Source organism: Campylobacter concisus, assembly GCF_002913745.1.
In the GTDB taxonomy this organism is placed as follows: domain Bacteria; phylum Campylobacterota; class Campylobacteria; order Campylobacterales; family Campylobacteraceae; genus Campylobacter_A; species Campylobacter_A concisus_R.
Genome location: NZ_PPCG01000070.1, coordinates 26931 through 36955 on the forward strand (window position 1 = coordinate 26931; position 10025 = coordinate 36955).

Annotated in this window: 10 protein-coding genes; 2 read left to right on the forward strand and 8 right to left on the reverse strand. The window is 42.5% G+C overall.

Annotated features, from left to right (window positions below; translation table 11 throughout):
• Positions 1–7: 7 nt before the first annotated feature.
• From CYO90_RS08450 to tig, 8 genes are read right to left on the reverse strand one after another with little or no spacing between them, the layout of a single operon-like run.
• Complete coding sequence (locus CYO90_RS08450; protein ID WP_103579177.1) at positions 8–733, reverse strand: TerC family protein; 726 nt, start codon at positions 731–733, stop codon at positions 8–10.
• Positions 726–1313 carry a phosphoribosylglycinamide formyltransferase gene (gene purN, locus CYO90_RS08455; protein ID WP_009295075.1) on the reverse strand — a complete coding sequence of 196 codons (588 nt, stop codon included), beginning with the start codon at positions 1311–1313 and terminating at the stop codon, positions 726–728. Before purN ends, CYO90_RS08450 begins: the two co-directional genes overlap by 8 nt.
• Positions 1295–2698 carry an NAD(P)H-hydrate dehydratase gene (locus CYO90_RS08460; RefSeq protein WP_103579178.1) on the reverse strand — a complete coding sequence of 468 codons (1404 nt, stop codon included), beginning with the start codon at positions 2696–2698 and terminating at the stop codon, positions 1295–1297. The genes purN and CYO90_RS08460 overlap by 19 nt, the downstream gene beginning before the upstream one ends.
• Position 2699: 1 nt before the next feature.
• Entirely contained in the window at positions 2700–4205 is a 1506-nt protein-coding gene (locus tag CYO90_RS08465; RefSeq protein WP_103579179.1) for a YifB family Mg chelatase-like AAA ATPase, read from the reverse strand.
• Positions 4202–4720 (reverse strand): peptide deformylase, encoded by a 519-nt coding sequence (gene def / locus CYO90_RS08470; protein WP_012001014.1) that lies wholly within the window; start codon positions 4718–4720, stop codon positions 4202–4204. The genes CYO90_RS08465 and def overlap by 4 nt, the downstream gene beginning before the upstream one ends.
• Before the next feature lies 1 nt (position 4721).
• A complete protein-coding gene (locus CYO90_RS08475; protein ID WP_103579180.1) occupies positions 4722–5756 on the reverse strand; it encodes a GGDEF domain-containing protein in 1035 nt (344 codons plus the stop codon).
• A gap of 8 nt (positions 5757–5764) precedes the next feature.
• The gene (gene clpP / locus CYO90_RS08480) at positions 5765–6355 is read right to left on the reverse strand and encodes an ATP-dependent Clp endopeptidase proteolytic subunit ClpP (RefSeq protein WP_009295070.1); all 591 of its coding nucleotides are present in this window, start codon (positions 6353–6355) and stop codon (positions 5765–5767) included.
• Positions 6355–7686 (reverse strand): trigger factor, encoded by a 1332-nt coding sequence (gene tig, locus CYO90_RS08485; protein ID WP_009295069.1) that lies wholly within the window; start codon positions 7684–7686, stop codon positions 6355–6357. The genes clpP and tig overlap by 1 nt, the downstream gene beginning before the upstream one ends.
• A 137-nt stretch (positions 7687–7823) precedes the next feature.
• Between tig and folE the strand changes: the two genes are divergently transcribed.
• A complete protein-coding gene (gene folE / locus CYO90_RS08490; protein WP_004317386.1) occupies positions 7824–8396 on the forward strand; it encodes a GTP cyclohydrolase I FolE in 573 nt (190 codons plus the stop codon).
• Positions 8393–9700, forward strand: a complete 1308-nt coding sequence (gene fliI / locus CYO90_RS08495) for a flagellar protein export ATPase FliI (RefSeq protein ID WP_009295068.1) — start codon at positions 8393–8395, stop codon at positions 9698–9700. Before folE ends, fliI begins: the two co-directional genes overlap by 4 nt.
• The last annotated feature ends 325 nt before the right edge of the window (positions 9701–10025 follow it).

Genomic DNA, 10025 nt, shown 5'->3' on the forward strand with positions numbered 1-10025 from the left:
CACATTTTTATTTTTGATCTCTTGATGCCCTTTTTCTAGCGTAGATATTTAGGCACTCAACCGCTAGCGAGAAGCCCATCGCAAAGTAGATGTAGCCTTTTGGCACATGCACGCCAAAGCCATCAAGTATGAGCGCAAAGCCAACAAGCACCAAGAATGCTAGTGCGAGCATTTTTATGGTTGGGTTGTTATCAACAAATTCTGAGATCGCCTTTGAGGCAAACATCATCACGCCAACCGCGATGATGACGGCAAGTATCATGATATCGATGTGCTGAGCCATGCCAACTGCGGTGATAACGCTATCGAGTGAAAAGACTATGTCTAAAATGCCTATCTCAAGAATAGTCGCAAAAAATCCTGTATGAGACTTGCTCTCGTGAGCCTCTTCATGCTTGCCAGTGACGTTTGCGTGGATCTCCATTGATGATTTTACTATCAAAAATAGACCGCCTATTATGAGCACTAGATCGCGTCCAGTGATACTAAGCTCGCCTATGCTAAAGAGCGGCTTTGTAAGCTTCATGATCCAAAATAGCGAAAGTAGCAGGATGATCCTAGTGATCATCGCAAAGCCAAGCCCTAAAATGCGGCCCTTGCCCCTTTGCTCTGGCGGCAATTTGCCTACTAAAATAGCGATAAATATGATGTTATCTATGCCTAAAACTATCTCCAATCCAGTTAGCGTAAGTAGCGATATCCACGCCTCTGGCGAACTCAACCACTCAAACATTTACTTCCTTTGTTAAAATTTTTATTATGCTCTCAGGCAAAATTTCATGCTCTATGGCGTGAATTTTAGCCTCCCACTCATCTAAACTCATGCCGTCCTCGCGCTCAAACGCCCTTTGCGCGATCAGTTTGCCTCCGTCAAGCTCTTCGCTCACGTAGTGCACGCTCACACCGCCTATCATCATGTCGCTCTCAAAGCTCTCCTTTATCGCATGCGCGCCCTTAAAAAGCGGCAGGATAGAGGGGTGAAGGTTTATGGCTTTTATCTGCGCCGTAAAAACTGGCGTTAGTATCCTCATAAAGCCCGCAAGCACCGTTAGATCAGCACCGCTTTTTAAAATTTGCTCCACCAAAACAGCGTCAAATTCTTCACGATTTTTAAATTTAGCGCTCTCTATGACGAGCGTTTCAAGGCCAAATTTCTTAGCTCTCTCGATGCCAAATGCACCAGGCTTGTTGCAGATACAAAGGCAAACTTCGATCTTTACGCCGTTAAAAATTTGATTATGAACTTTTTTAAGTATCGCTTCTAAATTTGAGCCGCTACCGCTAAAAAGCACGGCTATTTTTTTCGTAAGCATTTTACTCCTTTGATGATGTCTGTTGGCTCGAGCGCATAGCTGTTTTTGTAAAAATTTCTAAGACTAAGCGCATGAGCTAAAGTGGCTGAGATAGCAGCATCTAGCGGCTCATAGCCTTGAGCCAAAAGTGCTAGCACAAGACCGCTTAGCACGTCGCCGCTACCGCCTTTTGCAAGCGTGTTTTTGCCATAAGGCATGACGTAAATTTGCCCATCTTTGGCGATTATAGTATTTGCCCCTTTTAGCACAAGAACGGCATTAAATTTCTCGCTCCAAGCCTTAGCGTAAGCGTATCTGTTTTCTTGCAAGGTTTGCACATCTGTATCGGCTATTTTGCAAATTTTTAAAAGCGAGCAAAACTCCTTTGGATGAGGTGTCAAGACGCAGTTTTCGCTTAGCAGATCAAGCACTTTTGGGCTGTAAAATATATCGGCGTCAAGCACAAGTTTTTTGCCCTTTAAATTTTGCACCTCAAGCTCTTCTACGCCCTTTTTGCCAAGTCCCATGCCAAGGGCTCCAGCGTTCATTTTTTCACTTATATTGCTAGCTTGCATGATGTGCGTTGGTAAATTTAAACCCTGCTCGCCTATCACGCTAACTAGCCCAGCCCCAAAGGCAAATGCCGCCTTTGCGCAAAGCTTGCTGGCCCCTACGTGCTCGCCAGATACGATAAATGCGTGGCCAAAGTCGCCCTTATTTACGCACTGATTTTTTCTATTTGGAAGCATGAGATCGCATTTTTCAAGCAGATGATAGTCGCTTTCGCACTCGTAGTTTTGAGCACTTATGCCAAGAGTGGCAACTTTTATCTTGCCCACGTAGTCCTTTGCCGCGTCACTATAAAGAGCTAGCTTTCTAGCTCCCATCGTGATCGTCGCGTCTGCTTTTACGCAAGCGCCAAGCACCTTGCCCTCGCTATTTAGCCCGCTTGGCACGTCGCAAGCGATGATATAGGCAGGGCTAGCGTTTATTTTTGAGATTAATTCTATGTGCTTTTCGTCTAAATTTCTATTTAGCCCTGAGCCAAAAAGTCCGTCTATGAGGCATTTTGCGCTATTTAGGCTATTTTCTACGTCTTTGCTCTCTCGCACGCCAGCAAATTTAGCCCTTTCAAGCTGTTTGGTGGCTAGTGGCTTTAAATTTTTACTAGCTAGGATAAATTTACACTCATACTCGCCCTCTAGCATCCTTAAAGCGCAAAGCACGTCTGCGCCGTTGTTTCCGCCACCGCAAACGCCAAGCACCCTCTCGCCTTTTTTAAATTTCTTACGGATGAAATTTGCTATGCCTACGGCTGCATTTTCCATTAAAAGCTCTTCGCTAAGGTCAAATTTCTCGCTTGCTCGCTCGTCTAAAACTCTCGTGTCTAAATATAAATTTTTCATTCTATGCCCTAAAACTAAGCGCCTCTAGGATGTGGGGCTTTAAAATTTGTTCGCTCTCATCAAGATCGGCGATACTTCTAGCCACTCTAAGCGTCCTTTTTATGCCCCTTTGAGAGAGGTTGTATTTCGTGGCGGCCTTTTGTAAAATTTCACTCGCCTCGCCGTTTAACGTGCAAAATTTAGCCACCTGCGCGTCATTTAGCTTGCCATTTAGCTCATCTTGACCGCGTTTTTTTTGAAAGATAAAGGCTTTTAAAACCATTTCGCTCATCTGCTGCGAGCTCAAACTTGCCTTGTCGTCTGGCGAGCTCTCATCCATCGCGACTTTTAAGTCTATGCGGTCAAGCACTGGGGCTGAAATTTTGGCTTTATAGTTTTTTATCTCATTTTCGCTGCATTTGCAGTTTAGGTTGCGAGAAAACAAATTCCCACAAGGGCAGGGGTTTTGAGCGGCTACGAAGATAAATTTAGTCTCATAAGTCACTTTTGAATTTACCCTTGCGATGTGGATTTGATTGTCTTCAAGTGGCTCTCTGAGGCTTTCTATCACCTGTTTAGCAAAGTGTGGGAACTCGTCAAAAAATAGCACTCCACCATTTGCAAGTGCGATCTCGCCGATCTTTGCGACGTTTGAGCCTCCGCCAAAGATCGAGCTTTTTGTCGAGGTGTGGTGCGGCGAGCGAAAGGCTCTAGTGCTTGTAAATTCGCTATCTTGCAAATTTAGCGAGCGGTAGGCGGCGGACTTTAGCACCTCTTCTAGGCTTTGTGGTGCCATGATATAGACGAGGCGTTTTGCGCACATGCTCTTGCCGCTGCCTGGGCTGCCTTCAAATAGGATATTGTGCATGCCAACGGCCGCGATGACGCAGGCTCTTTTGGCTCTTTCTTGACCCAAAACGTCCTTAAAATCAAGCTCGAAGTTTAAATTTGGAACATATCTTTTGCCAGAAATTTCTATCACATTTGAAAATAGCTCGTGCGTGGCGCTAAAATGCGTGCTTTTAGCAAATTCTGCGTCGCTAAAAAACTTTATCGCCTCTTCTAGCGTGCTAACGCCATAAACCTCTAAATTTGGGATCATCGAAGCTTTTGCAGCTATCTCACTAGGCACTAAAATTTTTGCCTTTTGCACCTGCGTGCTTAAAAAAAGTAGGATCGAAAACAAATTTGCCGTGCTTTTTACGCTACCATCAAGTCCAAGCTCGCCAAAAACAAAAATTTTCTCCAAGCTTTTTGCCTTTTGAAGGGCGATGAGAAGGGCGATACTTAGATCAAAGTGTGAGCCACTTTTTGGTAGGTCTGAGGGGGATAAATTTATGGTTATTTTCTGAGCTGGAAAGGCAAAGTCAAGCGCTAAAAGTGCCGCTTTTACACGCTCTGTGCTCTCTTTGATACTTGTGCTTGCAAGACCCACGATGCTAAAGCCAGGAAGCCCACGAGAAAAGATCGACTCAACATCAATGATCTTTAGTCCGTCGCCGTAAGTAGCACATTTTAGGGACTTCATGATGTCTTTTCTTTTTTTTGCTTTTTGTATTCCTTGTCGAATTTTTTGCGTTTGTTAAAGCCTATTTTTTCTATAAAAAGATGTCCGTCTAGGTGGTCATTTTCATGCTGGATGGCGATCGCTAGTAGCCCATCAGTTTTTAAGGTCTGCTCTTTGCCAAAGCGGTCTTGAAATTTGATAGCAACTACCTCACTTCGTTTAACGTCCTCGTAGTAGCCAGGCACGCTAAGGCAGCCCTCTTGATAGACGCACTCGCCCTCACGTAGCTCAAATTTTGGGTTTATGATCTCGATTAAATTTTCTTTATCTTGCACACCCTCTTCGTTGGCTAAATTTATGATGAAAATTCTCTTTGCAACGCCTATTTGTATGGCCGCAAGACCGATGCCTTCTTTTGCGATCATTGTCTCATACATATCATCAAGAAGTTTGTGAAGCTTCTCATCGAAAACCTCAACCTCTTTTGAAATTTCATAAAGTTTTTTATTTGGATAGGATAAAACTTCTAGGATCAAACTAATTCTCTACTTTCTCGTCTAAAAATATAGGTTGTTCGTCATCTTGTGTGACTATCAGCTGGTCAAGTGTATATGAAATCAACTCTTCAGCGCTCCTTTTTTTAGTTATCATACTTGAGACGATTTGTATATCTAGTTTGCATTCTTCGTTGTCTATTCTCCAAGATATGGACGAGAGCATATTTAAAATTCTCGTGCATGCTTGTTTTGTGCCACTTTCATCGGTGTATTTCATCACCATAGCAAAGCAGCCATCACCGTAGTGAGCGACTATATCGCTTCTGCGTGAAGTTCTTAAAAGAAGTTGCGACATACTTTTAAGCATATTATTCCGCTCTTTTAAATTCTTAACTCGATTTGCAAATCTATCTTTTAATTTAACTAGTAAAAATGATGCGCTATAACCATATCTTTTAATGGCTTCTACTTCACTTTGTACTGTAACAAGCAGAAAGTTTTTGTTATAAACTTCGTAGTTTGTATCGTAAATAGACTGCTCTTCAATGGATTTAAACATTTTGCCAATTTCATTATAACTTACTTTTATAATATCAAGGTGCTTATGCATAATCTCATTGAGTCTAACAAGATCTTGATTGAAAGCACTTAGAATATTTTGAAGTGCAAGGATGTTTGTATTATTTTTGAGCTCATCTATATGCTTTTGTACCAGACCTCTCATAACACCTAAATTTTTATAGATGAGCACGACTGCTTGAAGCATACTTTTTATCTGTATGAAGCCCTGCTTTACCTCTTTTTCAATAGAGATATTACTATTAGTTGGCACTGAGCTTTCAGAACTTGCTACAATAGTATCACCTATCTCTTTTCTAAACTCATCTGATTGCTTATCAAGCATCTTTTCAAAGTAGATAGAGTAGTTTGTCGGTGTAGATGGGACGTTATCGTCGCTTAACTCGTGCAAAACGTCCTCTGAAAATTTATAGATATTTACCTTTTCTTTTTTAATAACTGGCTTTGTTTCAGCTGATTTTTTATTAGGATCTGGTGCGTTATCTATCTTTATCACTTTTGACCTTATTTAAAACTTTTCTCCAAAATTTTATCGACAAGTCCGTATTCTTTAGCTTCAGCTGAGCTCATAAAGAAGTCGCGCTCAGTATCTTTTACGATCTTGCTTAGCTTTTGGCCTGTATTTTTTGCCAAAATTCCATTTAAAATTTCTTTCAAACGTAAAATTTCACGAGCTTGTATCTCGATATCAGTCGCTTGTCCTCTAGCACCGCCAAGTGGTTGGTGTATCATGATACGAGAATTTGGCAGTGCATATCTTTTGCCAGGTGTGCCGCAGCTTAGCAAAAATGCACCCATACTTGCGGCCTGACCGATGCAGATAGTGCAAACATCAGGCTTTATGTAGTTCATCGTGTCATAGATGCTAAAGCCACTTGTTATCACGCCGCCTGGTGAGTTTATATAAAGGTAGATATCTTTGTCTGGATCCTCAGCCTCTAAAAATAGCAGCTGAGCGACGATAGAAGCAGCCATGCCGTCCTCTATCTCGCCACTTAGCATAACGATCCTGTCTTTTAAAAGACGGGAGTATATATCATAGCTTCGCTCACCTCTACTAGTTCTTTCAACTACGACAGGAACGTAATAGCTCATTACTCAGCCTTCTCTTTTTTGCTTGCTTTTTTCTCGTCTTTTTCTTTGTTGAAAAGCTCGCTAAATAGCTTCTCTTCGATCATCGACATCTTTATAGCTGGGAGCATGCCTTGGTTGCGGTACATCTCAAGGTGTGCTTTTGGATCTTGACCGCTTCTATATGCCTCAAAATAGATCGCTTGAACTACCTCTTGGTCGCTCACTTTCACGCCTTTTACGCGAGCTAGCTCATCAATGATGAAAGTTAGGCGAACGCTATTTTCAGCGTCTTTTCTATATTCGTCACGTTTTTTGGCTAGAGCGTCTTTGTCTTCTCTAAATTTCTTCATATCGTCTGGAGTAAATGAGCTCCATGCGTTTCTAAACTGCATATCGATCTCTTGCTCGACGATATTTTTTGGCACGTCAAATTTAAATTTCTCAACCGCAGCTTCAGCAAATTTTGGTTTTAGCTCTTCGTTTATAAGTTTATAAATTTTCTCTTGGCGAATTTGCTCTTTTATGCGCTCTTCAAGTAGCTCTTCTGTTGGGTTTTCCTCATTTGGAAGGATAGTTTTTAGCATCTCTTCGTCTAGTTTTTCAGGGATCTTTCTCTCTTGAATTTCATGAAGTTTGACTTTAAAAACAGCGTCTTTGCCAGCTAAATGTGCAGCGCCATAGTTTTCTGGGAATTTAACCTCGATATCTTTTTCGCCACCAGCTTTTATGCCTACCATGCCATCTTCAAAGCCTGGGATAAATTGATTTGAGCCGATCTCAAGCACGTAGTTTTCAGCCTTGCCACCTTCAAATGCAACACCATCAACAAAGCCTTCAAAGTCAAATTTAGCAAAATCGCCAACTTTTAGACCTCTTTTGCTCTCTACTTTTTCAAGTGGAGCTATCATTTTTAGAAGTTCAGCTTTTTTCTCATCGATATCTTTTTTCAAAACGCGTGGGTTTGAAAACTCAGGTATCAAGCTCTCATAGCCGCTCACATCGACGCTTGGTTTAAATGAAACAGTTAGCTCAACGTCGATCTTGTCATCTTTTCTATCAAATTTTGAAACGATAGGCTCGCCGATAAGGTCGTCATTTTTCTTGCCTGCTTTTTTGATAGCCTCTTCGACTACATCTCTTAAGACATCTTGCTCAGCGTCGTTTGTTAGCTCTTTCTCGTAGCGTTTTAGCACGACAGCGACTGGCACATGGCCTTGCCTAAAGCCATCTACTTTCATAGTTTTTGCTGCTTTTTTTGCTAGTTTTTCTACGCTAGACTTTATAGCATCTGCACTTACAGTCGTGCTTGCTAGGGTATTTACGCTATCTAGAGCTTTGGTTTTGATTTCCATCGAATTCCTTTATGAATACAAATTTTTAGCCCAAAATATAGCAGAATTTTCCTTATTTCATTGTAAATTTGTAAATTTTTATAGATATAAAAGGCGTTTTAACGTAGAATTTGGCGATAAAATTATGGAGAAAATTTATGCAAGAGAGTTTTGAAAATTCAGTTAAAAATATGCTAACTATCATCGGCGAAGATCCAAACAGAGAGGGGCTTATTAAAACCCCAGAGCGCGTTTATAAGGCTTTTAAATTTCTAACTAGCGGATACGATCAGGACCCAAAAGAAGTCCTTGGTGACGCGCTATTTACCAGCTCAAACAACGAAATGGTTTTAATGCGAAACATCGAGTTTTACAGCCTTTGTGAGCACCATTTGCTGCCTATTATCGGCCGCGTGCATGTGGCGTACATCCCAAATGGCAAGGTCGTTGGCCTTAGTAAAATTCCACGCATGGTAAATATCTATGCCAGACGCTTGCAAATTCAAGAGCAGATGACCGAGCAGATCGCAAAGGCGCTTGAGGACGTTATCGCTCCAAAAGGCGTTGGAGTAGTCGTTGAGGCAAGGCACATGTGCGTTGAGATGAGGGGAGTTGAGAAGATAAACTCGACTACCACGACCTCTGCGCTTAGAGGCTGCTTTATCAAAAACGCAGACACAAGACGAGAGTTTTTTTCGCTGATAAATTCGCCTAGGGAAACGCATTTTTGAGTTTAGAGCGCATAAATTCAAGGCTTAAAGAGGGCGTGAAGCTCTCAAATACCTTCGGTGTCATCACAAAGATCACGGCTACTACGATAGAGATCACCGGACTTCGCCCAAGTATCGGTGACATCGTGCGCATAGTCGCAAAAGACAAGAGCAAAAACGGCCTTGGCATGGTCACGCAGATAAAGACAGATGGCGCTTATATCAGCCCATTTGGCTTTGTCGAGGGTTTTAGGATAGGCGACTTTGTCTATGAGAGCGATCAGGGTATGAGCATACCTGTGGGGCCAAATTTACTTGGTCGCGTGGTCGATCCATTTATGAAGCCCGTTGACGGCAAAGGGGCGATCGATACGACTGAATATATGCCGATCATGAGAGCGCCGATAGATGCGATGAAAAGGGGTCTTATAAACGAGCCTTTTAGCGTTGGGATAAAGACGATAGATGGGCTGCTTACCTGCGGCAAAGGGCAAAAGCTGGGAATTTTCGCAGGTTCAGGCGTTGGCAAATCAACCCTCATGGGTATGATCGTAAAAAATACGCTAGCTCCAATAAAAGTAGTCGCGCTAATAGGCGAGCGTGGCCGTGAGGTGCCTGAATTTATTGAAAAAAACCTAGGCGGCGACCTAGAGGGCACCGTCATCATCGTAGCGACAAGTGATGATAGCTCGCTCATGCGAAAATACGGCGCATTTTGTGCGATGAGCGTGGCTGAATACTTCAAACAACAGGGCAACGACGTGCTTTTCATCATGGATAGTGTGACGCGTTTTGCGATGGCGCAGCGTGAGATCGGCCTTGCGCTTGGCGAGCCACCGACCTCAAAGGGCTATCCGCCAAGCTCGCTCACACTCTTGCCACAGCTGATGGAGCGCGCGGGCAAAGAGGAGGGCAAGGGCAGTATCACGGCGTTTTTCACCGTGCTAGTTGAGGGCGATGATATGAGCGACCCGATAGCTGACCAAAGCCGCTCTATCCTAGACGGACACATCGTGCTAAGCCGCGAGCTAACGGACTTTGGCATCTACCCACCTATCAATATCCAAAACTCGGCCTCGCGTGTAATGGGCGACGTGATAGGCAAAGAGCACAAGCTAAATGCGATGAAATTTAAGCGCCTTTACTCGCTTTTAAAAGAAAATGAGGTCTTGCTTCGCATCGGCGCATATCAAAAGGGTAGCGACAAGGAGCTTGACCTTGCGATATCGAAGAAAGAATTTATGGAGAGCTTCTTAAAACAAAGCTCAGAAGAGGCCTTTGCGCTTGAAGAGGTCGAAGAGCTGCTTGATAAGATCAATCAGTAAATTCTGTATAAATTTGACTACTAAAATTTCATAGCCTTTTAATTTTATTATTAAAAAGATCGGTAAATTTTGCATTTTTTGGTGCGAAAGGCGCTGCTGTAAAAAGTATGGTAGAAAATTTGAAATTTATAGGATTTTGTGAGGCTAAATTTCATGAAGTGAGCGGCTTTTGTGTTAGGAAAAGTGATAAAACGTTATAAAAAAGCACTCACGCCCACGCTTCAAACGGCGGATAAAATTTAAAATTTTTTGGATTTTTGATAAAAAATGCGGTAGTAAATTTGAAGCGGTGAGCTAAATTTACATTAGGCGGTTATGAGTGCAT